Origin of the sequence: Nocardia sp. NPDC127526, from assembly GCF_042672265.1 — a bacterium.
Lineage (GTDB): Bacteria > Actinomycetota > Actinomycetes > Mycobacteriales > Mycobacteriaceae > Nocardia.
Map to the genome: position 1 here is coordinate 58,814 of NZ_JBHXVO010000032.1, position 22,717 is coordinate 81,530.

Consider the following 22,717-nt stretch of genomic DNA (forward strand, 5'->3'; position numbering starts at 1 on the left):
ACGGGACCTACGGGTGCCGCCGACGGTATTCGACGGCCAGCTCGGCGAGGATGGGAATGGGCACGACCTCCACACCGGGCATGTTCGTGGCCCACCGCACAAGCAGCTCGGGGTCGACAAGGAGCCTGTGCCCCAAGGCGAGGGTGTGCGCCTGGACCTGAGCCACGACACTCGTCGCCAGCCGGGACGACCGAGCATCGATGGTGTGGAACGTGTGGGTCACGCCAGTGACGGTGACTTCCAGGTTCTTCCCGTCCACGCCTTGGAACGAGAGTTCTTCACCGATACGCGGCAGATACGGGCTGGTCACCTCAAGCTCGAACAGTGCGGTCGCCTCATCGAAGAGGTAATCGTCCGGCGGTGGCATCTCCACCCATACCCGATACCGGCACACCGCCGGCGAGCGATCCTGGCTGTCACGTTCGGCGCTGTCCACCGCGCCAGTATCGGCTCGCCGATCAGATCGTGCACCGTGTTCGACCGGCCGGGCCAGCACCGCGACCCGCCCCTGACCGTGCGCCCTCCGGCCGACCTCAAGGAGCGCAGGCATGGCGGCCGCAGCGAACGTCGACAACATCGGCTGACACGCGAATGCCCGCCGCCCCGGACCGCTACCGCCGCTTGGTCACCACGGATACGCTGATAGCCATGACCGAGCGTGAGATCCCGGTGCCGGAGGAACTGGCCCAGCGCCTGGACGCGTTGCAGGCCGCCGGCCAGATCGACGACCAGAGCACTTTCGTCGCCGAAGCCGTCGCCGCGCGCCTGCACTCCGACAAGGAGCGCGCACTCGCCTCGATCCGCGCCGTGATCCCCGGCGGCGAACCGGATCCGGAACTGGTCCAGCGCGCCCTGGATGTGCTCGGCCGCTCCGGCGGATCCGCCTCACACGCCGGCGCTGCGTGAGCGAAAACGCTGTGGGCGGTGTGGTTTTCGACCGCGCCGCCCTGATCGACTGGGCCTGGCAGAAGCCCTACCCACAGGCCATGTGCTTCGCCGTTGCCAAGGTCGGCTCGACGATCGTGGTCCCCGCGACCGCGCTCACCGAGGCCCGCGCCCTGATCCCGACCGATCGCCACGACATCCTCGACGTCCTGCTCGACCTGCCCAACACCGTGGTCACCGCTCTGGACCGCGCCGCGCACACCGGAGTCGCCGGTGTGCTGGCCGCATCCCCCGACGCGGTGGACGCGTTGTCGGCGGCCCATGCCGTCGCCGAATCGGTCGGCCGGGACTTCCCCTGCCTCACCAGCCGCGGCGCACAGCTTCGCGACCTGGACCCACGTATCGACCTCGACGAACTGCCCTGACCGGTCCTCACCCGCCTCGGCCCCCGCAACGACACCTGGGGTGCGGTTCGGCCGAATATCCGTGGGCGACAGGTAGGTTCCGGCCATGTCCTCGGGAACGATTGCCGTCGGCGTAGCCGCCATCGTCGTGTCGAGCATCTTCAATTTCGTGACCTTGAAGCGGTCGGGCAAGACTCTCGAACTGGCGCAGGACACCTACCAACGCACCGAGGAGCGGTACCGCGCCGACCGAGTGGAGGCGCACCGGGACACGCTGCGGGCCGCGATCGTCGATCTGGCCCACCACGTCACCGTGTGGGAACACCTCGGCAGCTACTTCGCCACGGTGCTGAAGGTGCACGCATCTGACGTCGCAGCCACCGCCCCCGACATCAAGCTGCTCCGCGATCGGGCGACGATCGTGAAACACGATGTCGAGAAGCAGCGGCCCGCGCTCAACGACGTCCTGCGGGCCGCGCGCATGGCCATGCTGCTGTCCGACGAGACCACCAAGGCGCTGGTGGCCGAGATCGCCGGCACGTTGCGAAACGTCACACCGACCGTGAACACCATCGATTACGACGATCCGGAGTCGATGCGCGCCGTCGCCACACGACTCGACGAGATCCGGGCACAAGCCGCCGAACAGGTCAGCGCACTGTTGACGCACGCCGGAAACGCCCTGGCGTACAAGGAACTTGAGACTTAGAAGTCGGCCGTAAACCCTGAGCGTCACGTATGTCGGCGCTTTCGTTCCTGCTCGGAATACGCGTACCGATTCTTCGCCAGGCCGCGACAATATGCACCGCGCATAAGCCCATGAGATCGATGAACGGTCCTGACTCGCCTGATGTCCTGGGGGACCTGCGCCGCTTTGGAGGGCCTATCGGCGTGCGGTCCGTGCTCCACAGGCCAAGGAAGCACTGGCCCAGGGGCATCAGGTGGTGAGCCGGAAACCAGTCCGGACAGTCGCCATGTCCTGGACGAACCTGGGATGCTTGTCCCTGGTGGTCTCGTTCGCCCGGCTACCAGCTCGTATTCACGGTATCGACGGGCGGGCCGATCCGGGACTCACCATGGATAGGACTTCCGGCGACGCGAGGAGCCCGAATGGCACGCGAGACAGGAAGCACTCCCATAGCCAATGGGAGTGGGTTGGACGGCCGGGTCTCCGGCGCGGTGCTCGCTGCGATCCGCCGCGAGCTCGGGCTCGGCCAGGAGCAGCTGGCGAAGTTGCTGGGAGTGGCGGAGAAGACCGTTCAGGCGTGGGAGCAGGGCCGGAATCCGTTGATCCGGTTGCAATTTGCCCGCCTGCGGCAGCTGGAGCGGGCACTGCTGGCGCATGGTGCCCGCCCGGAATTGGTGGCGGCATTCGAAACGGCGCTGGCTGCCGATGACATCCTGTCCGGGCTTGATCAACGCGACCCTGAGCGGCATCCCCTTGGGCTGACGGTTCCCGACCGCGCCACCACCGAGATGCTCACCTGGCCGTTGACCGGGGCACTCCCCCGCCAGCTCCGCGATACCTCGGCGGTACTGCACATCGCGGCAGGCCAGCGCACCGAGGCCGTGGCCAGTCTGCGTGCACTGGCCGAATCCGCGGCCGGCGGGGAACAGGGCGCGATGCTGCGCCGGCAGACGGTGTTCCTGGTCGCCTCCCACGATGCGACGCACCAGCCGAGCGAAGGGTGGGCCGCCGACCAGATTCGGCGACAGGCTCGCGCGGCGGATCTGCGGCGCTGGTCACCCGAATGGGCGGTGGCCCGGTCGGCGGCGGTGCGCGCGGCCAGCGAGGGCGACGCCGAGCCGCTGCACCGGTTCGTGGCCGAGGGCCTGAGCGACCAGGAAACCCAGGCCGCGAATCTCCGGTATTGGGCCTACTGGGTGGGGGAATTCCCTGGCCCCTGGGCCTCAGACGCGGATATGGTGCGCACCAATGCCGAAGCGTGGTCGGGAGAGCTGTTGTTGCCGTCGTTGTTGGCCGGGGTGACCGGCGCACCGTATCGGGAGCTGTGCGCACATACGTTGTGGGCGCTGGCCAAGGCACGCCGGATGCTGGTCACGCAACCACGCTGGACGGCGCGCATCTCGAGTACCGTCGAACAGGCCACCTCCGATAACCGGCTGAGCGCGAACGCGCGGCAGCGACTTGAACAAGTCCACTACCTGATCGGGAGCACAGCATGAGCGACGCGACCAACACAGCAACCGAAACGGCCGTCTTCGCCTACGAGCTGGGTCACCTGAAAATGGTGTCGCGATCGGGTTGGCGCCGCATCGGCATCGGCGACGGCGAGAATGTGGCCGCCCACAGCTGGCGCGCTGCGGCGCTGGCATTCGTGATCGCGGTCGGAGAGGGCGCCGACCCGGAGCGGGCCGCGGTGCTCGGCTTGTTCCACGATGTTCCCGAAGCGCGCTACGGCGATGTGGACGCGGTCGGCAAACCGTATGTACAGACTGTGCCGGCGACCGAGGTCGTCGCCGACCAGACCGCCGGCCTGCCCGCCGAGCTGGCCGAGCGCATTCGGGCAGCCATCGCCGAGCACGAATCGTCCAAGCGTCCCGGGGCCAGCAAAGAGGCCATGTGCTCTCGGGACGCGGACAAGTTGGAACTGCTGCTGACCGCCCGCGAATACCAGGAGGCCGGCCGAGCCCCGAAGTCGATCGAGCGCTACATACAGTCGATGATCCCGATGATCACCACTGCCACTGGCAAAGCGTTGCGCGATGCCGCGCTGCACACCGATCCGTCGGCCTGGTGGGACAATTTCGCGGACCGGTTCGGCACCCCCGCCGCCACCGAACGGCCCATACGAATCGCCAAATAGCCTGCGCCGCAGTCAACTAGCACCCACTCCCCCACCTGCGCGAATGCCCCCATGATCTGGTGACCATGGGGGCATTCGGTTTGACTGCGGCGCTATAACCGCGGTTATACCGATTTCTCGGCGGCCGCGAGCTCCTCTTGCAGAGTCGCCACGAGGTGACGGATATCGGCAGGTTCGAGCTGGGTCACGAGCGCGGTGGCGAGCACGTCGGGTTTGGCGTTCCATCGCTTGAAGGCCCTGGCGATCTCCACGGCACCGACCACCCGTGTCGGTTTCGGCTCAGGGTTGGTGCTGCCGTTGTCCTGCTTGTCCAGCGCGGCCTTCCAGCGGGCGACCTGCTCGGCGCGAGGGACGAGTGCGAGTTTGCGGGCCTCACGGATCGCGATCTCTCCGGCACGGACGCTGTCCTGGATCTCCGGGGCGAGCTTCAGCAGTGAGAGCCGCTGGGATACCCAGGCCTGGGTCTTGCCGAGCGATTTCGCCGCGGCCGACTGCGATCCGCAGTCCTTGACCTGGGCCTGTAGGGCTTCGGCTTCGTCGATCACGTCCAGATCCTCTCGGTCGATGTTCTCGAGCAGAGCCCAGGCGCGCAGCGTCGCGCGGGAGGTGGCCATATCGTCATCGATGACCAGATCCATCGTTTTGCGGCCGTAGACCTCACAGGCCAGGTGACGCCGGTTGCCGATGTTCACGATGTACTTGGCGTTGCCGATCTTGTCCGCGTCGTCGGGGTACAGCGCCAGGAAGGCCGCGCGGGTGATGCCACGGCCGGCCTGGAGCTGTTTGTCCTTAATGGAGGCCAGATCGGACACGTCCGGATTCAGCCGGCGCGGGTTGTAGGGGTTGCGCGCGATATCGGCCACCGGCACCGCCAGCGCCGTGCCGGCCTTCTCCCGCTTCTCCTGAGTGACCTTGTCCCCGTCCACGACCGAGTTCGCGCCGGTCGCGCCGACCAGATCCGCCAGGTCTACACGGCCCGCCATTACCGCCGCCCTCCGATTCTCAGTTCCAGCGCCAGCCTCGAATAGTCCAGCCGACATTCGACGCCGGTCCGGGTCTTCTGATACGTGGTCACCACCTGCCCATCCGCAGGTGCCCGTGAGTTCAGCTTGTAGTGGCGGATGACGGTTTTCGCCAACGGCCACCCGTTCGCCTGCACGAACTTCTGGGTCTGTTCGAGGTCGGATTTGCCGTCGCGCGGATCCCAATTGTTGATGACCACGATGAAGTCCAGCCCACGGGGCTTGATCAGCTTCTCGATGGTGCGCACCGTGGGATCGAAACCCAGCGGCTCGGGTTCGATGGGGACGATGACCTGCGTGGCGACATCGAGCACGGTGTGCAGGGCCTTCGCGAACGGCAACCCGGCGATCGGGTCGTCGTCGGTGCCCTTGTGGCCGATCCAGCCGGGGGTGTCCACGAAGAAGTGCTTGATGTTCGGCGACTTCGGCAGCGCCCGGAGCAGTTCGACCCGGTCATAGTCCGCTTGGACGAGATGGAACGGGAGCTGCGGGACGCGCGCACCCCACCACAATGCCGACCCCTGCGGGTCGATGCTGACCAGCGCGGTTTGTGAATCCGCTTCCGGGTCGCCACCGGTCAGGGTGTCGGCGGTGGTGGCCGCGAGATTCATGCCGGTGGTGGACTTCCCCACCCCGCCCTTCTGGTTCACTAAGACGCGAATTTCGGCATCAGCCAATGGAATTGTCCTCCGTTTGCTTCACCCAGTCGGGCTACTTCGGATGAGTGCCGCCGTGGTGGCAGCTGGGACGGAAGCTACGGAGACAGAGCGAGGCCGTCAAGTGGTCCCGCGGCGTGGCGGCCGGGAAACCGATCACATCCCTCCGCAGCCGTCACCTATAACCGCGGTTATAGGTCGCCGACCACGCCGGTATTACCGCGGTTATATCCGTGATGGCCCGACTCCCCCGGCGCTCATCGTCTGTCCCCCATGGGAGACAAACGATGGACCCGCACCGGCCCGCTGAATCCCGATCCGCGCGACCGACGCAGCGACATGCGGATTCCGGACTCGATGATTTCCGGTCGGAATCCGGTGGCGGTGGTCCGTGATTCCAGCGGACTCCGGAACGCGGGGCCGGCGGTAGCCGGAATCGGCCGGAATCGTTCGGAATGCTTTCCGGGCATCTCCCGGAACCGCGGTCACGGTCCGGCGTGCTCCATCGTTGAGACCGGCAGCCCGACCGGGTGTCCGATGAGGTTCCGGAGAGATTCCGAGGATTCCGGCCGAGCTGGGAATGATGCTCCGGACGCAGATCAGAGGCACGTGCGCGCGCAGGGGAGGGCGAGATCGCGGGCAGGCTTCCGGGCTGGGTTGCCGATTGTCCGGAGTCTTTCCGGCGGCGCTGGAATGGTCGGACCGGACAGTGGAAGATGCCTCGGACTCGCTCCGGAATTCCGGAGGGCGATGTCGATCAGGCTCCGGGCGTGCCGGATTCCGGACCGGCATTCCGGTGTCCGGGCAGACGACGGCGGGCCCGGAACCGAGTCGGTTCCGGGCCCGCCGAGCCAACGGGGCGAGGCTATGTGGTGGGGGAGTGGTGGCGTTCGCGGCGGACCATGTGGGCCAGCGCGGCGCCCATGCCCACCACGATCACGGGCAGGCACGAGACGAAGGTGGTGATCCACCACGGCGCGATGGCGTGGACCTTGGCCGCGGCGTGGCCGGCGGCCTTGGCGGTGGCGTCGGCGACGGCTTGGCGGTCCCTGATCTCGTCGGCCTGGGACTGGACCAGGAGGTGATAGGCGATCTGGCCGGCCGCGCCGAGGGCGAGGCTGCCGAATGCCGACCATTTCGCGAACTCGTGGGTGGCCTCGGAGCGGGCGCGGCCCGACAGCCACACGTAGAGGGCGTAGCTGGCGTAGGCCTCCACTCCGATGGGCAGGGTGATCGCGGTGTTGAGTTCGAACTCCGAGATCCCCGGGAAGGGGCGGACGACCCCGAATCCGGTCGCTTCGCCGAGTCCGACCCAGCCTGACCAGATCGCGACGAACGCGGACAAGGCCATCAGCAGCACGGGCCACACCACCAGCGGGCGTTCCCGGCGCTGTCCGGAATTCGACCGCGGCGGACCGTCCTGCGCGGCGCCGGACTCGCGATCGGAGACCTGTGGACCGGTGTCCGACGCGGTGGTCGCCCGCGGTTCGGGCGCGATTTCCGGAACAAGTCCGGCGACGGTGCCGGACTGCTTCCGGGGTGGCTCCGGAAGCGGCTGGAAGGAGTCCGGAATGTTTCCGCTGAAGTTCCGGAAAGCGGGTTCGGACTTCGGAATCGGCTGTTCGGAGGTCTGGAAGGTGTCCGGCCATTCGGTGGCGGTGGTGGTGGGGAGATGCTGTCCGAACCCGGATTCCGGCGCGAAGGGGAACGGGATTCCGATGGTGTCCGGCCAGGTTCCGGACGCTTCCGGCGCGTGGTCCGGGGTTTCCGGAACGGCGTCCGGAGTCGTTTCGGAATCGGCGCGGGCGGCGTGGTGGGCGGCGTCGAGTTCGGCCAGTTTCTCGGGGGTCAGCTTCTGCTGTTCGCCGGTGTCGTCGAGGCCGCGCTCGCGTCGGTACTCACGTAGTGCGTCGTAGATGGTGGACTTTCCGACCTCCACCCCGTAGGCCTCCAGCCATTCGCGGACCCCGGCGGCGGAGGGTTTGGCGAACTGGGTGCAGGCGTAGCGGACCTGTTCGGCCTTGCCCGCCGCGGCCTCCAGCTCGGCGCGGTGGATGTCGAATCCGTCCGGGTCGTCGGCCGTGGTCGTGGTGTCGGTCTCGGTGATGGTCATGCTCACGCCTTCTTTCGGCAACCTGTCGTCGGCGTCGGTGGGGGAGTATGCCCGCTACTCGGGGTGGAGTGGCGGTGAATTCTCTGTTGCGCTCGCCATCGCTGGTTGTTTCCCCTGATCACGGTGGCTAGCCACCGTGATTGTACAAGGTCGGCGGGCGGGTGGCTAGCCACCGGCTCCGCAGGGCCCGAAGAACCGGCATTCGATGAGGACGCGCGGGTCCAGGTCGCGGGCCTGCGGCTCGAGCTCGTCCAGGAGCTCGCCGAGGTCGGCCAGGCGCAGTTCGTCGCCCTCGTTGAGCGGGAATCGCCACTCGCGTTGGATGTGGTCGTCGCACCCGCCGTAGTTGCCCGCGGAGGCGACGGCGAAAGCTGTGTCGTCGCCGCCGGATTCGGCCAGGCTGAACCAGCAGTGCAGGGCGGCGGGCGTGATATCGGGGATGTGGTTGATGGCTGAGCCCTGGTAGCTGGCCTGGTATCGCCAGCCGGACTCGGGCTCGGGTTCGGGGGTCTGCTCGGGGTACCCGTAGTCCTCGATCGCCCATCCCCGGGCCGTCAGGAACTCGTGCAGGGCACGCATGTGGTCGTCGGTGGGGGCGGGGAAGCGGATCACGTCCATGGCTTGGGTCCTTCGGTCGTGCCGTGGGGTCCGGGGGTGCGGGGCACCGTGTCGGAGCCGGATTCGGCCACGTTGGGCACGTGGAATTGGGTGCCCAGCTGTTTGCGTCGTTCGATGGCGTCGTGCCGGCTCGCGCAGGGCCACGCTTTCCAGGAGGCCCATCGCAATCCCGCTTGGTGATGAAGTCGGCTGAGGTTGGATCGGAACTGCTGGGTGAATCCGATGTGGATCGGTGTGCCACCCTCGCCGAAGAGGACGAACGCGGTGTGCATGCCGCGGGCCGGGTGCACGGAATCGTCGAGGCCCTCGAAACCGGTGTTGCCGCTCCAGGTGCCGTCTGCGGTCGTCGGCGTGGCATTGGCGAACCGGCGCAAGTTGTTGAGATCGTGCTCGATCCACTCCAGCCAGCGCCGGGAGTACCCGGTCAGCCCCCATTCGCGCACCTGCTCGTAGGCGCTGATCAGGCCGCGATAGTCCAGGCCTCCCAGTTCGTGTACCAACGCAACGTTGCTGATGAACTGCTGCTCGGTGGCCAGGAGTTCGGCGGCCAGCCGGGCCCGAGCGTCGAGGAGTTCGTGCATCCGGGTCGCGGCCGCGTCCGCCGCGTCTGCCGCATGCCGAGCCGGATCGGACATCAGGTCATCCTTTCACCAGGTCAACCGCTGGTTTGGGGCGCTTCGGCTTGGTGGCAGCGAATTTGCCCGAGGGTTGGTAGGCGGCGCGGTAGGCCCGGAATGTCTGCCGGCCAGGCGAGGACTCGGGCAGCGGCGTGGCGGGGGGTTGTGCGCTATCGCCCCCAAATTCGATCACAGCCGCCGTTTCGGGCCACGCGGTCACCGTGGGTCGGTTGAACGGCCCTGTCGCGTCTACGGCCGCGCTGGGGGCTGAAACGGGGACGTTCTCGGCTGGAGGGGTTGGGTGGCGTTCAGGGGTGGGGGAGGGCGCACCAACGAGCGCGATGCTGTCGGCGTACAGCTCGAAGGCTCGGACCAGGTACATAGCGGTTTCCGCGTCGCATGCCTTCTCGCGCAGGTAGCGGGCGGTCCGATCGGCCGAGAACCGCAGCAACGCGGCGTCGACGGCGGTCTCGAGCCGGCGCCGCTGCTCCGGGCGCATGTCGATGCGGGCCAGGTGCGCGGTCACCTCGGGCTCGGCCAGCAGCGCCGCCGCGGTCCCCGGGGCCAGAGCGGTTTCCGGCGCGGTCTGGGCCGGCGCCTGCGCCGGGATCGGCTCGGTGTGCGTCTTCTGGATGGCGGCGGGATCTCCGTCCGTCCGTCCGTCCGCTGCGGTCTCGGCCGTCGCGCCCGCGTTACGTTCCGGACGGACGGACGGAGTGTTGGTCTTCTTGTAGTTCTTGTTCTTCTTAGTACCCGGATCAGCCTGAATAGGGTTTTTCCCATCTTGGTTCCGACCTGCGGGTTTGCTGTCAGATGAGCGCAATTCCTCGGCTACGGTCCCAAGTTCCTCCGAGTTCTCGGCATTTCCGCTGGTCACAGCCAAGACGGGATTTTCCCGTTTAGGTTCTGACCTGCGGTTTTGCTCTCGTTCGCGCTCGCGGGCCAGGAACTCCTGGTCGGTGATGAAGTACTCCGTATCGGACCCGAGCGTGCCGTCCGGCCGACGTTCACGAGTCCGTACGAGCAACCCGAATGTCTCCAGCTCTTTCAGTGCCGTCCGCACGGCATCGACCTTGCACTTCATGTGCTTCGCGATCTGATCCACCGTGACCCCGTACCCGTTCTTGTGCGAGGCCAGCAGACCGAAGATCTTCACCGCGTTCCCGGACAGCTCGGCACTGCGGAAGATGGCATTGGCCACCGCGGTGTAGTTGTCAGCGGACATGTCCCCACGGCGAATGCGCCCGTAGTTCATCGCGCCACCGCCGAAGCCACGACATGATCACGCAGGGCCAGGTCCATGACCGGAGCGGCCGATATGGCCCACAGGGATCCGGAGGTGGCGCTCATCGGGGTCACCGCCGGCGGTGCGACGCGCCGAGCAAGATCGGTATCAGTCCGATCACAGTGTCCGGCCAGCTCGGAGAGGGGAGTGGGGGAGACCAGTTGGCGCTGACCAGGAACTACGGCGTTCATGTCACCACCCCTTTCGGGATCGGTGGCAGCCCGCGTTGCGCAGTTCGGCGGTGAGTCGGATCGACACCTGTCGGTGGCGCCCTGTAATCTCAAGCCGCACGTGGTGTTCCACACCGTGTGTGGAACGCAGTCACAACTGAAGCTGCCTTTTCTGGAAACCCCGTTCTCTCTTTTGTCGCCAAACAAAAGTGGGAGAGAACGGGGTTTTTCTTTTGTGTCCGTGGGGGCATCTGCTTCCTCGGCACATGCCACCGTCATGTCAGCTTTCCGTATCCGGGCCGCTGACGGGCGGAATGACACGCGGGGCCACAGGCCCGGCGGAAACCCCGCCCCTCGGAAAAGCTTGTGAGAGACGGGGTTTCGTGCCTCGGAAGGCTCAGAAATCATCTTGCCGGTCCCGGGCCGGTTCGGCAGGGCGGGGCGCTTCCCGGTCCAGGTGGCTGTGGAGTTCCGGGTCGTTGTGGAAAGGGCTCTGGTAGAGGATGAAGGGGTCCGGGTCGGGGATGAACCCTTCCTCCGGGTCCCCTGAGGGGCCGTCGGGTTCGTAGGGCTCGTTGTGGCCGCATCCTTCGTCGGGCTCGCAGTACATCAGCCAGTCCGCGCCGTAGCGGCCATTGGCGGGGATGACCCGCATGGGTTTGCCGCAGCACCGCCCGGCCCGCTCCGGGATGGGGATATCGCGCTGCGCCGGCGCGGCCGCGGCGGCGGGCTCCTGGATGGCGGGCCGTACTGGGAGAACGGGCCGTGGCGGGGTCCAGTGGGACAGCTCCGGCATTTCGCGGTCGCGGTCGTGGACCCAGTCCCAGGCCATGCCCAGGCGGGCCTGGTCGAACAGCGACACCTCGAGCCGGTTGCGGCCCCAGCGGCGCCGGTCGAACTCCTCCCGCAGCGCGCCCAACTGGTCGTCCCACGCGGTGCGGGCCTTGGAGGTCTCCTCGGTCCATCCGGCGGCCCAGGCGGATTTCTTGGCGGCCTGGGCGGCATCGATCTCGGCCAGCAGCTCGGGCACCGTGAGCTCCTCGAGGGCGGTGCCGGCCGCGGCCGTGGTCAGGATGGCGGGATCGAACTTGGCGCGCAGCGCGGCCTTGCGTTCCTCGTGCTCACGCAGAAACTTGGCGGAACGGGCGGCCTCCTGGGCCTTCGCGTGCTTCCATTCGGCGCGCTCGGCCGGGCTCAGCCGCAGCCATTCGACGGCTTCGCGCACCCGCTGCGGCGGGTCCAGCTCGAACCACGCGATCAGCGCGCCGATGGTGGCCGCGCCGGCGCCCACACCGATCGCGATGGGCTTGATGTTGTTGCGGTGCATGGGTTTTCCCTTCCGGATATCGGTGGGTTCAGGGGGCGGGTTTGGGGGTGGGGGCGGGTTTGCCGAGCTGGGCGCGCGGCAGTTTCTTGGTGCCGCGGGCGCTGTTGTAGGCGCCGATCATCACCAGGGCGGCCAGGCGGCCGGTCTGGCCGTTCTCGGTCTCGCGCAGAGCCTCGGCGCGGGCCTTGATCTGGCGGGGCGCGATCGCCTCCAGGACGTCGCCCAGCTTCTCGTGGTCCAGCACGTCGTCGTAGCTGTGCAGCAGCAGCGCGACACCCAGCACCAGCGGCGCGTCGACGGAGTCCAGGCGCTTGCCCCACACCTCGGCGATGAAGGTCAGCGTGTTCTCCAACAGCAGGCCCCTGCCGCCTCCACCGAGCTTGTAGACCCGCTCGAGGGTGGAGGTGCAGCGGATATTGCCGTTGACCGGTGCCATGTCCACGCGCATCCCGGCCGCTACCACCACGGCCTCGATGGCGGACACCACCGGGTCACCGGCGGCGCGGCGGGCCTTCCACCGGTCCCACGTGGTCAGGCGCCGGGTGTTGGCGTCGATCTCGTGGAACAGCTGCGCCTCCTGCGCGAGGCTCAGCCCGGTGTGGACCTTGGCGACCAGGTGCATATCGCGGTCACACAGCCGGGCCGCTTCCACGCGGTGCTGCCCGTTGATCACCGCGTACCGGTCCGGCTGCGCGCCTTCGCCCCGGTCGGACAGTTCGATCACGCCCACCAGGCGCACATTCCAGTGCTCGGCCATGTGCTGGGCCCGCGGCAGATCCAGATCCCGCTGGTAGGCCGGATCGGCGAAAATCTCGCGCACCGACACCGCCGCCACATACGGTTCCTCGGGCTCGACCGCCGTCGGCGTCTCGGGCATCCCGGCCGTGAGCTGGGGCGGTTCGGCGTAGCAGGTGTCAGGCATCGCCCACCACCTCACGAAGCGCGGCCGCTTTCGCGGTCTCCCACTCCTCGAGCGCGCCGTGGATCAGGCTCAGCTGCTCGGAGCGCCAGCTGCCGGGGATGGCGGTGGCCCAGTCGATCGGCAGGCTGGTCAGCTTCTCGGCCAGCAATCGCAACTCATCGCGGTGCAGGTGGGGGAATTCGTCCACGGGCACCCAGGCGCCGGTGGGGATATGGATCAGTTGCAGTCCGAACAAGGCCGGAGCGCCGTCGCTGTCCAGCTCGGGGACGATGGCGAAGTGCTCGGCCACGATATCGCCGGGCACGGTGACCATGCCGTGGACCTTGTGATGGATCTGCACCGGGGTGCGGGTGTCCGGGGGTTCGTTCGTGCTGGTCATGATGGGTTCATCCCTCCATTGCGTAGGTCAGGCAGTCGTCGCACAGCTGTTGCTGACAGCAGTGGTCGCAGTGCTCGAGTCCGTCGTGGCACGGGCAGGCGCACTGGGCGATGTTCTCGGCGGCACGGATGGCATCGAGGCTGGTCATGCCCACTCCTCGCGCTTCTGCCAGCCGATGAGGAATCCGGCGACGAATCCGGCCGAGGTGACCACGGCGGTCAGCGCCACGATCGGGCCAGCGGGGTAGACCCGCTGCACGGCAGCCGTGGGCACCTGCGCCGGCCGTGGCGGGTGGAGGGTCGCGGCGTGAAAGCGGCGCGAAGAGATGTTGTGTGACATGGGGATATCTCCCTCTCGGAGCGATGAAGTGATGGGGTCAGGCCGAGGCCTGGTGCCGGCGCTGTTGGGCGTAGCGCCGGCGTTGGGTGTCGGTGACCTCGGCCCAGGGCGTGATCCGGATGCCGGGCAGGGTGTCGCTGCCAGCGAGGGCCGCGGCTTCCCATACGAGGTCCCGCAGCACCGCCACCTCGGTGGCGGTGAGCGGCATCCGGACGTAGGTGTTGCCCACCGGGCCGGTCAGGATGACCAGCCAGTCCTCGGCGGGATCGGGATCGATGCCGGTCATGCCGGGCTCTCACAGAAGAACTGGCAGGACCCCGGCGGCGGAGGCGGTGGCACGGGCGCGACCGGCGGCCGCGGGGCGAAGGTCAGCGCGTAGACCAGGCTCACCCCCGCGGCCGCGACACCGGCGGCGATCAGGAGCGCCAGCAGCGGATTGGCCCGCGCCGCCTTCCTGACCTGGCGTAAGACGCGTCGCTGCAATCGGTGCACGGCCTACTCCCCGGGATCGGGCGGAACCGCATCCGGATCCGCCGCGCCGATACGGGAGCGCACCACCTCGGGCACCGCCGCCTGGACCCGGGCCACGAGGCGGGCCGCGTCCAGGGCGAAGTCGCCGGTATCCAGCAGCGACAGGCGGGCCTGGTCGGCGGCCTTGGCCAGGTCGGTGGCGGCCTGGTCGACCGCGATGAGCTTCCAGTACAGGGTCTCGGGATCGGAGATCCCCGCCAGCGCGGTGCGGGTGCGGCCCTCCAGCGCGGCCAGCGTGCGGCCCAGCTCCACCAGGGCGTTGACGAGCTGGGACTCGGCCATCGGCGGAATCATGATCACGACCGCTCACCCCCGACCCGTGCCCGCATGTCCGCCAGCACGGCGGTGCGGATGGCATCGCCCACCAGCTGCGGGTCGGCGGGGGTGTGCCCGCCGGCGGCGGCCGCGCCCTCGGTGGTCTGGATCGACAGCGATACGACCAGGTCCGCGGCCAGTTCGCTGGCGTGTTCGGCGCAGGTGCGCATCGCCGCGAAGTCGGCGCGGCCGCCGGCGGTCGCGTCCACGGCCAGGGCGGATACGGTGGCGGCCAGCTCGGTGGCGCCGCCGGTGATCCGCGGCCCCAAATCGCGCTTTTTGCGTGTTGGCATTCTGTGTCCCTTTCGGTGATCCTTGACGGCGGGACCAGGCATGGATGAGATGCCTGGTCCCCCAGTCGTTTCAGTGGTGCTGGCGTCCGGAATCGGGCACCAGGTGCTTGGCCTCGGCCAGCGTCGCGACGGCGGTGTGCTTGATCCGGCAGGTGTCGGCGGTGCAGGTCAGATGCACCTGCATCACCTCGTGGGCCTGCTCGGTGGTCAGCGGCCCGGAGTAGGCGCACCGCATGTGCGAGGGCACCAGGTCCTGGATGTGGGTCCGGAGGAACTCCGGGCCGAGGGCCTCGGCCAGCAGCCGCCGCCAGGACACATCCGCGCCGGTCATCGCTGCTCACCACCGTGGTTGAGCGGCGAAAACACCATGTGGCCGAAGGATTCGCCCAGCACCCGGGCATAGGTGGTCCAGAACAGCCGGGCCTGCTCGATGCTGTAGAGCCCGAGGACATCCCAGCGCAGCGGCAGGTCTTCCAGCGCGGCCGCCAGCTCCCGCAGCTTCTCGACCGGGAAATCGCCGGAGGTCATCACCAGGCCGGTCGGCAGGTGGACCAGGCGCATCCCGCCCGCCAGTCCGACCGGGGTGTGCTGGATATCGGTCAGTGCGGGGGCGATGGCGAAGTGCTCGGTGACCTTCTCCCCGCGCATCAGAACGGTGTCGTGGTAGGCGGTCTGCATTCCCAAAGTGATCAAGTTGGGCATCGGAGCCTCCTGTGGGAAATTGGGGGAGGATCCGAGGCGGCTACCACCCGCCTCGGGTCCTCCCAAGGGGTGGAATCAGCCCTTGTACGGGGCGAAGGTCACGGTGGGCAGATCCACCGTTTTCAGCGGCTGCGTCTCCTGGTCGATCTGGCTGGCCAGCTTCTGGCGCGCGGTGCGGAAGATCCGGCAGTCCGGGGTCGCGCACTTGCCGGGGCCGTGGGTGCGATGGACGGTCAGCGCCTCGGCCATGGTCAACGCCTCCGGATCGCGGCAGTCCCACGGATCCACACGCCATTCACCGGTCAGGACGTGAAAACCCAGCGTCCGGCGCACCTGCTGAATGGGCTGGGGCTTGGGCTTGCGGCGGAGCAGCGACATCAGCGACATCACGCCACCGCCTTCTCGGCCGTCGCATCACGAACGTCTAGTGCACAGCAGTACTTGCAGCTACGTACCTGCCGAACCTGCCGCTCCCACTGCGGACCCCACCACTCCGACTCCCGCCACTCGTCCTTCCAGACATGGATTCCGAGAGGGCAGAGTCGGGACTGCTCCAGAAATGCGCTCAGCCTGCTCATCACGCCACCGCCTCGGCGTCGACGCGGACGAAACTGCGGCTGAGCAGGCGCTCCACCGTCATCGGCGTGCGCCGGTTCGGGTGGGTGATTTCGCCCTGGTACTCCTGGCGGATCACGGTGCATTCCGCGCGCCCGTCCTCCAGGAATCCCCGAACCTCCAGCGTGCGGATGTTGGAGACACGGTTGTCGCGGAACTGGTCGCCCACGGTGACGGTGCCCTTATCGGTGGTGACCGTGTTCATCGGGTCACCGCCTGGAGATCCTCGCTCCACTCCACCAGGCGCGGCTGGTAGTCCTCCGGGGCGTACAGGTCGTTGACGGCCTCGATCAGGTTGTCCAGTGCCTCCTGGGCGCGGGCCTTGGTCGGCCACACGTCGGGTTTGGTGCTGTGCGGGGCCTCGGCGATGTGGACCGGTTCGCGCCACAATCGCGGCTCTCCGTTCGGGCCGTCCTTGGGCAACCGGATGGCCCAACCTTTGGATGCGTTCATTGCGGATTCCTCCTCTGCCAGCCGATACGGGATCGGGTCGGTCTGGTTCTCGATGGGGATGTGGGTTTCGGTGGGCCGTGTCCTCGTTGCGGTCACCGGCCCTCCTCTTGTGGTGCCATGATCCCTAGATGCCATGGTACCATGGGATCCGATGGTAGACCCGAGGAGGCAGGAATGGAAGGCAATGAGAACCCACATGGCAGAGCGGCTTCTGGCCGGTCAAAAGCGGCTGTTACCGAGGCAACATGCGACCATGGTCCCTGTGACCACGCCCGAATCGCCCCGAAACACCTGGCCGCAGCGCAAAGTCCGTCTGGACGATCAGCGCTGGAAACAGGTGCGGATCAAGCTCGCTCAGGACGAGGAGAACTGGCAGGGCGTGGTGGAGCTGCTGGTGCAAGGCTGGCTGTCGGGCAGCGTGCAACTGGACGACGTGCGTTCCAAGCTCCAGGAACAGGGACTGCTGCTGCCGGAGTAGCCGAGCTGGGTGGTAGCCAGCTCGTCATCTCCGCCGGCACCTCCGCGGCCGCCGTCCTCACGCGGAACCATTTCTGCGGCTACGTGATCACCCGCTACCTGGGCGGTGCGCGATGAGCCGCAAACAGGTACAGCTCGAATCCGCCGAATGGGTCAAGGGCATCGCCCAGGGGCTGGGCTTCCTGCTGCTGGTCTGCGGAGGCCTGGCGGCCACCTCCGGGAATCTGTCGATCGACCGCATGATCGCCTGGTGGGAGAGCTTCGTGGCGGAATTCAAGGTCCTGGCCCCGACCATCGCATTCTGTGGCGCCGGCGCCCTGGCCCTGCTCAGCGCCCTGGTGTTGTGCGCCCGCTCGGCCCGCTCCCTGCTCCTGGCCCTGGTCCGGATCCGCCTGCACTACCGCAGCCGCTGGGCGGCCGCGATGATCAAGCACGGCCTGGCCGACAAGAAGGCCGGCGGTGGGGTCCTGGTGCCCAAGCTGCGCAAGGTCGTCACCGCTGACGGCACCGATGAGCTGACGGTGGAGATGCTGTCCCACCACAAGCCCGCGGACTGGTCCGAGGTCGCGCCGTCGCTGGCCATCGCTTTCGGCGCCACCTCCGGCCACGTGAAGTTGGTGGACAACCCGAAGAAGCGTCACGACCACATCGGCCTGGTGTTCACGCGCGGCAACGCGCCCGTCCAGAAGGCGCTGCCGCCCGGCCGCAGCGGCCTGCTACAGCCCGAGCGGTACCTGACCCTGGGTCCGCCCGAGGGCGACTATCAGACCAAGATCGTGCGCATTTCCGCGCTGATGTGGCAGTTCGGGATGGTGCGGATCGAAGATGGTCTTGGACGACGACGCTGGAAGTTCGGAACGCGAGTGAGGTGGTGTGTCCAATGGCCTACCGCGATGGCCTGACCATGCTCCTGGCCGCACCCGAGACGCATCAGGCCGCCAGCCTGCCCGGGTGGGTCGGGGCAACCGTGGCCGGCGCCGGAGTGGTGACGGTCATCGCGGTCGGCGCCCTCTGGATGAAGGGCCGCGCCGCCGCCGCCGACGCGCGCGCCATCACCACCCGCGAAACCACCCAGCGCGAACGCTTCGCCGAATTCCACCCGCGGCTGCGCCCGGCCCTGGCACGCCTGACCGACGACTGGCAGGCCTGCCAGCTGTGGACCTCCCTCAAACTTGGCCGCGAACCCCGCGACGGGGACCTGGGCGCCTGGCCGGTCCTGCTGCCCTCCGACCAGGCCGACCCGCCCGACGACGGCATTTGGCGGGATCTGCGCTCCGGCGACGCGCGGGTCCGGCTCCAGGTGCCCGAAGGCTGGTCCCCGCAGGACCTGGTCAACAAGGCCGGCGATATCGCCTCGGCGATGGACGTGCGCGGCGTGCGCGTGATCGCGGCCGACGGCAACCAGCTGGTGCTCGAGATCCGCGCCGAGGCCCCGAGGATCGACCCGCAGACGCTGAAGAAATACCCCGAGCGCGTGCACATCGCCCTGACCCGCCTGCGCGACCCCTGGGACGCGGCCGACCTGTGGGCGGAACTGAAACTGGGCCGCAAACCCAGCGCCCACGAACCCGCGTCCGTCCCCACCCTGGTGCCCCACACCGACCCCGCCGACCCCACCAAGAACGATGACGGGATCACCCAGAACGACGTGGGCGTACGCCTGCGGCTGCGCATGCCCGACGGCTGGTCACCCCACGACCTCGAGGACGAGAAGAAATCCAAGAACCTGGCATCCGCACTCGACGTGCCCGCGGTCCAGCTGATCGAATCCGACGGCAACAAGGCCCTGCTGGAACTGCGCGTGTTCGACCCGATCGCCGAAGTCGCCACCTCCGAGCTGGTCAAACAGGTACAGATCAAGAGCCTGAACGGCGAAACCCGCACCAAGTACGAGCTGCTGGTGCCCGTCGGCTCGCTGTCGTGCCACGACGATTTCCGCCTCGGCCAATCCGAGTACGGCGACCGCATGACGTTGAACTTCGCGCGCGACGTGCACCGCGCGATCCAGGGCGCCACCCGCTCGGGCAAGTCCGTCACCTTCAACACGATGATCGCGTACTCGCTGCTCATGCGGGACACCGTCACCGTGATCATCGACCCCAACGGGGCGACCGTCGCGCCGTTCTGGGAATGCGCGGACTACGTGTGCGACTCCGAGGACCCCGAGGACGCCATCAAGGTGTTCGACATCGTGCTGAAAGCGATGTACGCCCGCAAGAAGATGTTCCCGGCCATGCGCGAGGCCGCCATCACCCGGTTCTCCCCGCAGCTGCCGCTGTGGAACATCTTCATCGACGAGAACAGCCACTACGACACGCTGGACTACAAGCGCAAACTGGCCAAGGTCGCCAAGCAGGTGGCCAAGTTCGGCGGCCGGCTCAACATCGCCGATCAGAAGATGAACGTGGACAACCTGCCCGGCACGGTCAAGGTCAACCTGTCCGACATCTTGTGCCACCGCGTGCAGTCGCGCCACGACTTCGACCACGTGCTGCCCGGCCTGCCGACCTTCGCCGCGATGGCCGCCAACTCCGAACGCCCCATGGCCCAAGGCGTGGCCATCGCCCGCCTGGCCTCCCACGAGCGGCCGGTGCGCATGCGCGTGGACTACCTGGCGGCCAAGGCCTGCTACGACATTGGGGACCAGATCATCGAAGCGCGCGGCGCCAAGCGCCCCCCGATGGGCACCGACGACTTCGACACCGAAACCGACACCACCGCAGCCGAGGACATCACGGACCTCGATGAGGACGTGGTGATCTGCCTGCTGCCCGAGTGCGACGAACCGGTGGAGAAGCCACACACCGGAAGGCCCGGCAAGTACTGCTCGAACAAGCACAAGCTGAAGCACTGGCGCCAACTCAACCCCAAAAAGAAGCCCGGAGACAACATCGAGCCAGGGGAAGAAAAGGCCATCTGAGCAGGAGAAACGAAACGTTCGACGTTCCGTTTCGCCAGCGATACGCAACCCGGCGCCGACGGTACGAAACCGGCACCGCGATGCTGTTCCCCAGGCGCATGATGCACACCAAAAATCGGCCCCTCGCCATCCACGGCGAGGGGCCGATCCGCACACTTCCTCAGAATCCGATCGCCACCACCGGCGCCGGATCACCGGCGCCTATCTCGATCAGCTCCCGCCCCAGCATCCAGTCCAGCGTCCGCGCGGCGGGCCGCGTCGCTGTCACGTTCCCGATCAGCCACATACCGTCCCCGCCCCGGGTGATGTGCCCATAGCCCACCCGCTTCAGCATGTCCGTCACCACCTGCTCCGACGGCTCCCACCCGCCAGCCGCAGCACCCTCTGATTCAGCCGCTGCCGCCCGTTCCGCGGCCGCCGCCGGCTCGGGCAGCACCCGGCCGGTACGCGCGCTGTAGACCGTCGCGCCCACACCGATCAGCGACACCGGCGCGAGTCCGTCGGCATCCGGATCACCCCAAGCGATGAACTTGCGCCGCAGCAGCGAATCCAGCGTCTTGACCGGACCGTCCACCGCCGGCTTGCCGTCGATATGCCAGGCCTGCGCGTCCACGGCCCGCGCCACCCGCAGCCGACCGTCACCAATCTGGACGATCATGTTCCGCTGCGGCGTGCTCAGCCGCTCCCCACCGCCGGCACTGCGCCGCCCGAGCCGATCCATGGCCGCCGCCACCGCCTGCTGGATCTCACCGTTCTGGGCCTCCTCCAGCTGGTTCTCCAGGAACGTCGCCAGGCCCTCGGCCCGCAGCTGCTCCCGCTTCGCCTCCTCGGCCCGGCTCTCGGCGGCAGCCACCCGCGCATCGGACTCCCGAGTGACCTTCTCCAACTCGGCGCGCGCGGTCTCCGCCGCCGCTTCCGCCGTCGCGCAGCGGTCCTGAAGGTCGGCGCGCTCCCGGATCAGCGCCTCCACCAACTGGTCGAACGCCCCCACCGCACGGGTGACCCGCTTCGCGGAATCCCCCAGCAGCTGCGCCGCCGCCGCCAGCTCGGCCCGCACCGCATCCAGCGCCTCATCTCCGCTCACCGCCGGAGTCTCCGGCGCCGCGAGTTCAGCCGCCAGCGCAGCCGAGGCGGCCTCGACAGCGGCCTCCCGGTCCGAGCGTCCATCCGCGACCGCCGGCGCCTCCACGGGGCTGCTGGACCGGTCTACGACCACCGCCGCCTCGGCGGCCTCGGCACCCTCGGGCACGTCGACCACCGGCGCCTCGGCCAGCGCGTCCAGATCCACCGGCCGCGGCGGTACGAGCGCGTGCGCGTTGGCCAGCTCCCGCTCACGCGGCCGGTCCGCCTTGTCCGAGATATGCGAGGGCACCCCGCCCGGGGTCTGGTTGCAGTAGGTCGGCTGCGCGCCGTTGTTCGCGCGCTGCACCACCTCGTGCCCGTGCAGTTCGGGCACGTACACCACTTCACCCTCGGGCAGCGGCATATCGGCGCCGTAGATCTTCCACAGCGGCTTGTTGGCCCAGTGCAGCTCCTTGATCGGCCGATTCGGCGGCCACAGCCCCACCGTGCCGCACACCGGGCACGCCACACCCTCCAGCGCGCGCGAGCCCGGATCCGGGTCCTCGGTCAGCGCGTCGATGCGATGCGCTACCGGCACGGGAACCTCCGCCGCGTCCCGGCCCGCCGCCTCGGCCTCGGCAACCGCGGCCCGATAGGCGCCCCAGCACGCCAGGCAGTACATCGGGTAGGCCTCGGCCGCGATGGAGGCCAGCGTGTCGTTGCGCCCGGCAGTGACAGTGTTCACCTTCACCGGCCACCGGCACCAGGACACCACCTCACCGATCGGCACGCGGGGCCGGCCGTTCTGCGTCTCGGCCACCCACGCCGGCAGCTCCAGTTCCATCGTCGTCTCCCTCGCTCGAAGTCAGCTTTTCAGTAGGTGGTCAGGTGCAGTTCGTACGCGCCGTCGCGACGGCGCGTACGGCGCACGCTCACGGATGCCACGCCCAGCGCGTCGGCCAGCACGACCGAGGCCCTGGCGAACGCCTCGGCGTCGATGCCCAGCAGGCGCACAGCCACACCGCACTCGGTGCGCCAGATCCCGCAGTCCCCGCCGCGACCGGTAGCGATCGGCGCCGGGGCCAGACCGACCTCGGCGAAGGCGGCAGCGCGCTCGGCATCGACGTACAGCCGCGCGACCACGCCGCGCGCGGCGGCCGGGAAGCCATCCAGGAACTGCGCCCATTCAGCCTCGGCGCGGGCCTTCGCGGCGGCGGCCTGGGCCTCTTCGCGCCGGCGAGCCTCACCGACGGCGTGGCGCCAGAAGCCGGCACCGGCGGCCACCAGGACGGCCACCGCGACGACGGGGGCCACCGGATTGTGGGTGCTGGTGTAGGCGACGGTGGGGACCCCGAGGAGCAGGGGCAGCGCGAGCAGTACGGCCAGCCCGAAGAGAGGACCGGCGTCACCTCGGCCGGTGCGCCGGATCGCTGTCGAGGCTTTCATCATGTCCTCCCAGTGACTCCCATTCACCCCGAAGGGGGAAATCATCATTACCCCCTTAACTATACCCCCCAATCACTATTACCACCACACATTGGAGGGGAAGAATGGCAAAAAAAAGGGGGAAATGACTTGCAGCAGTGGGGGTAATAGCTGTAGACTAGAGACATGAAACGACGAGCCGAAGCCAAAGCCCCAGGTCACACGGGGGAAATGGACCGAATCCCCCCAATGTGGTAGGGTGGCCGCCATGACAACCCGAATCCCACCAGCACAATTATTACCCCCTGTCAACCATTCCCCCCGTAGGGGGGATACGAAACGCAAGAGAAATATATTTC

General features: G+C 68.0%; 32 protein-coding genes. 8 read left to right on the plus strand and 24 right to left on the minus strand.

The window, feature by feature from the left end:
• Positions 1–7: 7 nt before the first annotated feature.
• The gene (locus tag ACFVIV_RS33360; protein ID WP_379203319.1) at positions 8–577 is read right to left on the minus strand and encodes a hypothetical protein; all 570 of its coding nucleotides are present in this window, start codon (positions 575–577) and stop codon (positions 8–10) included.
• A 71-nt stretch (positions 578–648) separates the two neighbouring features.
• Here ACFVIV_RS33360 and ACFVIV_RS33365 point away from each other — a divergent pair, with 71 nt between their 5' ends.
• From ACFVIV_RS33365 to ACFVIV_RS33385, 5 genes are all read left to right on the plus strand, one after another.
• Entirely contained in the window at positions 649–906 is a 258-nt protein-coding gene (locus ACFVIV_RS33365) for a hypothetical protein (protein ID WP_379203320.1), read from the plus strand.
• Positions 903–1,310, plus strand: a complete 408-nt coding sequence (locus ACFVIV_RS33370; RefSeq protein WP_379203322.1) for a hypothetical protein — start codon at positions 903–905, stop codon at positions 1,308–1,310. The genes ACFVIV_RS33365 and ACFVIV_RS33370 overlap by 4 nt, the downstream gene beginning before the upstream one ends.
• A gap of 85 nt (positions 1,311–1,395) precedes the next feature.
• Complete coding sequence (locus tag ACFVIV_RS33375; protein ID WP_379203323.1) at positions 1,396–1,998, plus strand: hypothetical protein; 603 nt, start codon at positions 1,396–1,398, stop codon at positions 1,996–1,998.
• 401 nt (positions 1,999–2,399) lie between these two features.
• Positions 2,400–3,476 (plus strand): helix-turn-helix domain-containing protein, encoded by a 1,077-nt coding sequence (locus ACFVIV_RS33380; protein WP_379203325.1) that lies wholly within the window; start codon positions 2,400–2,402, stop codon positions 3,474–3,476.
• Positions 3,473–4,117, plus strand: a complete 645-nt coding sequence (locus ACFVIV_RS33385; RefSeq protein WP_379203327.1) for an HD family hydrolase — start codon at positions 3,473–3,475, stop codon at positions 4,115–4,117. The genes ACFVIV_RS33380 and ACFVIV_RS33385 overlap by 4 nt, the downstream gene beginning before the upstream one ends.
• Positions 4,118–4,221: 104 nt before the next feature.
• Here the strand turns inward: ACFVIV_RS33385 and ACFVIV_RS33390 are convergent, their stop codons facing one another.
• The 21 genes from ACFVIV_RS33390 to ACFVIV_RS33490 form a co-directional block, all read right to left on the minus strand.
• Positions 4,222–5,100 carry a ParB/RepB/Spo0J family partition protein gene (locus tag ACFVIV_RS33390; RefSeq protein WP_379203329.1) on the minus strand — a complete coding sequence of 293 codons (879 nt, stop codon included), beginning with the start codon at positions 5,098–5,100 and terminating at the stop codon, positions 4,222–4,224.
• Positions 5,100–5,816, minus strand: coding sequence for a ParA family protein (locus ACFVIV_RS33395; protein WP_379203331.1), 717 nt, complete (start codon positions 5,814–5,816; stop codon positions 5,100–5,102). Before ACFVIV_RS33395 ends, ACFVIV_RS33390 begins: the two co-directional genes overlap by 1 nt.
• Before the next feature lie 844 nt (positions 5,817–6,660).
• Complete coding sequence (locus ACFVIV_RS33400; protein WP_379203333.1) at positions 6,661–7,908, minus strand: hypothetical protein; 1,248 nt, start codon at positions 7,906–7,908, stop codon at positions 6,661–6,663.
• A gap of 165 nt (positions 7,909–8,073) precedes the next feature.
• Positions 8,074–8,526 carry a hypothetical protein gene (locus ACFVIV_RS33405; protein WP_379203335.1) on the minus strand — a complete coding sequence of 151 codons (453 nt, stop codon included), beginning with the start codon at positions 8,524–8,526 and terminating at the stop codon, positions 8,074–8,076.
• Entirely contained in the window at positions 8,517–9,161 is a 645-nt protein-coding gene (locus ACFVIV_RS33410; protein WP_379203337.1) for a hypothetical protein, read from the minus strand. Before ACFVIV_RS33410 ends, ACFVIV_RS33405 begins: the two co-directional genes overlap by 10 nt.
• Positions 9,162–9,165: 4 nt before the next feature.
• On the minus strand, positions 9,166–10,398 hold the full coding sequence (locus tag ACFVIV_RS33415) for a helix-turn-helix domain-containing protein (RefSeq protein WP_379203339.1): 1,233 nt from the start codon (positions 10,396–10,398) through the stop codon (positions 9,166–9,168).
• Positions 10,395–10,619: a hypothetical protein gene (locus tag ACFVIV_RS33420; RefSeq protein WP_379203341.1), complete on the minus strand. Its 225-nt coding sequence runs from the start codon at positions 10,617–10,619 to the stop codon at positions 10,395–10,397. Before ACFVIV_RS33420 ends, ACFVIV_RS33415 begins: the two co-directional genes overlap by 4 nt.
• Positions 10,620–10,995: 376 nt before the next feature.
• Complete coding sequence (locus ACFVIV_RS33425; protein WP_379203343.1) at positions 10,996–11,925, minus strand: hypothetical protein; 930 nt, start codon at positions 11,923–11,925, stop codon at positions 10,996–10,998.
• Positions 11,926–11,953: 28 nt separating this feature from the next.
• Positions 11,954–12,847, minus strand: coding sequence for a DUF6551 family protein (locus ACFVIV_RS33430; RefSeq protein WP_379203345.1), 894 nt, complete (start codon positions 12,845–12,847; stop codon positions 11,954–11,956).
• Positions 12,840–13,226 (minus strand): hypothetical protein, encoded by a 387-nt coding sequence (locus ACFVIV_RS33435; RefSeq protein WP_379203347.1) that lies wholly within the window; start codon positions 13,224–13,226, stop codon positions 12,840–12,842. The genes ACFVIV_RS33430 and ACFVIV_RS33435 overlap by 8 nt, the downstream gene beginning before the upstream one ends.
• 7 nt (positions 13,227–13,233) lie before the next feature.
• On the minus strand, positions 13,234–13,374 hold the full coding sequence (locus ACFVIV_RS33440; protein ID WP_379203349.1) for a hypothetical protein: 141 nt from the start codon (positions 13,372–13,374) through the stop codon (positions 13,234–13,236).
• Positions 13,371–13,565: a hypothetical protein gene (locus ACFVIV_RS33445; protein WP_379203351.1), complete on the minus strand. Its 195-nt coding sequence runs from the start codon at positions 13,563–13,565 to the stop codon at positions 13,371–13,373. Before ACFVIV_RS33445 ends, ACFVIV_RS33440 begins: the two co-directional genes overlap by 4 nt.
• A 37-nt stretch (positions 13,566–13,602) precedes the next feature.
• Positions 13,603–13,851, minus strand: a complete 249-nt coding sequence (locus ACFVIV_RS33450; protein WP_379203353.1) for a hypothetical protein — start codon at positions 13,849–13,851, stop codon at positions 13,603–13,605.
• Complete coding sequence (locus tag ACFVIV_RS33455; protein ID WP_379203355.1) at positions 13,848–14,057, minus strand: hypothetical protein; 210 nt, start codon at positions 14,055–14,057, stop codon at positions 13,848–13,850. Before ACFVIV_RS33455 ends, ACFVIV_RS33450 begins: the two co-directional genes overlap by 4 nt.
• 3 nt (positions 14,058–14,060) lie before the next feature.
• Positions 14,061–14,378 (minus strand): hypothetical protein, encoded by a 318-nt coding sequence (locus ACFVIV_RS33460; RefSeq protein WP_379203357.1) that lies wholly within the window; start codon positions 14,376–14,378, stop codon positions 14,061–14,063.
• Between the two features lie 14 nt (positions 14,379–14,392).
• Positions 14,393–14,704: a hypothetical protein gene (locus tag ACFVIV_RS33465; RefSeq protein WP_379203359.1), complete on the minus strand. Its 312-nt coding sequence runs from the start codon at positions 14,702–14,704 to the stop codon at positions 14,393–14,395.
• Positions 14,705–14,774: 70 nt separating this feature from the next.
• On the minus strand, positions 14,775–15,035 hold the full coding sequence (locus ACFVIV_RS33470; RefSeq protein ID WP_379203361.1) for a hypothetical protein: 261 nt from the start codon (positions 15,033–15,035) through the stop codon (positions 14,775–14,777).
• On the minus strand, positions 15,032–15,406 hold the full coding sequence (locus ACFVIV_RS33475) for a hypothetical protein (RefSeq protein ID WP_379203363.1): 375 nt from the start codon (positions 15,404–15,406) through the stop codon (positions 15,032–15,034). The genes ACFVIV_RS33470 and ACFVIV_RS33475 overlap by 4 nt, the downstream gene beginning before the upstream one ends.
• Before the next feature lie 75 nt (positions 15,407–15,481).
• Positions 15,482–15,796: a hypothetical protein gene (locus ACFVIV_RS33480; RefSeq protein WP_379203365.1), complete on the minus strand. Its 315-nt coding sequence runs from the start codon at positions 15,794–15,796 to the stop codon at positions 15,482–15,484.
• 187 nt (positions 15,797–15,983) lie between these two features.
• Positions 15,984–16,226 (minus strand): hypothetical protein, encoded by a 243-nt coding sequence (locus ACFVIV_RS33485; protein WP_379203367.1) that lies wholly within the window; start codon positions 16,224–16,226, stop codon positions 15,984–15,986.
• Positions 16,223–16,570 carry a hypothetical protein gene (locus tag ACFVIV_RS33490; RefSeq protein ID WP_379203369.1) on the minus strand — a complete coding sequence of 116 codons (348 nt, stop codon included), beginning with the start codon at positions 16,568–16,570 and terminating at the stop codon, positions 16,223–16,225. Before ACFVIV_RS33490 ends, ACFVIV_RS33485 begins: the two co-directional genes overlap by 4 nt.
• Before the next feature lie 157 nt (positions 16,571–16,727).
• Between ACFVIV_RS33490 and ACFVIV_RS33495 the strand changes: the two genes are divergently transcribed.
• The 3 genes from ACFVIV_RS33495 to ACFVIV_RS33505 all read left to right on the plus strand — a co-directional run bounded on the left by ACFVIV_RS33495 (position 16,728) and on the right by ACFVIV_RS33505 (position 19,871).
• The gene (locus ACFVIV_RS33495) at positions 16,728–16,952 is read left to right on the plus strand and encodes a hypothetical protein (RefSeq protein WP_379203371.1); all 225 of its coding nucleotides are present in this window, start codon (positions 16,728–16,730) and stop codon (positions 16,950–16,952) included.
• 112 nt (positions 16,953–17,064) lie between these two features.
• Positions 17,065–17,853: a hypothetical protein gene (locus ACFVIV_RS33500; RefSeq protein WP_379203372.1), complete on the plus strand. Its 789-nt coding sequence runs from the start codon at positions 17,065–17,067 to the stop codon at positions 17,851–17,853.
• Positions 17,832–19,871: an FtsK/SpoIIIE domain-containing protein gene (locus ACFVIV_RS33505; RefSeq protein WP_379203374.1), complete on the plus strand. Its 2,040-nt coding sequence runs from the start codon at positions 17,832–17,834 to the stop codon at positions 19,869–19,871. The genes ACFVIV_RS33500 and ACFVIV_RS33505 overlap by 22 nt, the downstream gene beginning before the upstream one ends.
• 160 nt (positions 19,872–20,031) lie before the next feature.
• On the opposite strand, the gene ACFVIV_RS33510 is transcribed toward ACFVIV_RS33505, so the two are convergent.
• A complete protein-coding gene (locus ACFVIV_RS33510; RefSeq protein ID WP_379203376.1) occupies positions 20,032–21,777 on the minus strand; it encodes a hypothetical protein in 1,746 nt (581 codons plus the stop codon).
• Positions 21,778–21,806: 29 nt separating this feature from the next.
• Positions 21,807–22,427, minus strand: a complete 621-nt coding sequence (locus tag ACFVIV_RS33515) for a hypothetical protein (protein WP_379203377.1) — start codon at positions 22,425–22,427, stop codon at positions 21,807–21,809.
• Positions 22,428–22,717: the final 290 nt, after the last annotated feature.